Origin of the sequence: Burkholderia sp. BCC1640 (assembly GCF_902833125.1) — a bacterium.
GTDB classification, from domain to species: Bacteria; Pseudomonadota; Gammaproteobacteria; order Burkholderiales; family Burkholderiaceae; genus Burkholderia; species Burkholderia diffusa.
Map to the genome: position 1 here is coordinate 1 of NZ_CADFEF010000175.1, position 445 is coordinate 445.

Annotated in this window: 1 protein-coding gene; it reads left to right on the plus strand. The window is 70.8% G+C overall.

Features of this window, described 5'->3' with window-relative positions:
* On the plus strand, positions 1 to 445 hold a 445-nt coding region (locus HWX25_RS33075), incomplete at both ends, for an SDR family oxidoreductase (protein WP_175912800.1).

Consider the following 445-nt stretch of genomic DNA (forward strand, 5'->3'; position numbering starts at 1 on the left):
GCGTCGAAGGTCGTGCCCGCGATGGAGATCACGGCCGAGCAGTTCGACCAGGTGATCGACGTGAACCTGCGCAGCGTGCTGTTCGGCTGCCAGGTGTTCGGCCAGTACTTCGCGACGCGCGGCGCGGGCCGCATCGTCAACATCGCGTCGCTCGCCGGGCAGAACGGCGGCTCGGCGACGGGCGCGCACTACGCCGCGGCGAAAGGCGGCACGCTGACGCTGACCAAGGTGTTCGCGCGCGATCTCGCCGCGCAGGGCGTGACCGTCAACGCGATCTCGCCGGGGCCGCTCGATTTGCCGATCGTCCATGAAAGCGTCGCGCCGGAAAAGCTGCGGCAGGTGCTCGCGAGCCTGCCGGGCGGCAAGCTCGGGTCGGCCGGCTTCGTCGCGGATGCGGCCGTGCTGCTCGCGTCCGGCGACGCGCATTTCGCGAACGGTGCGTGCT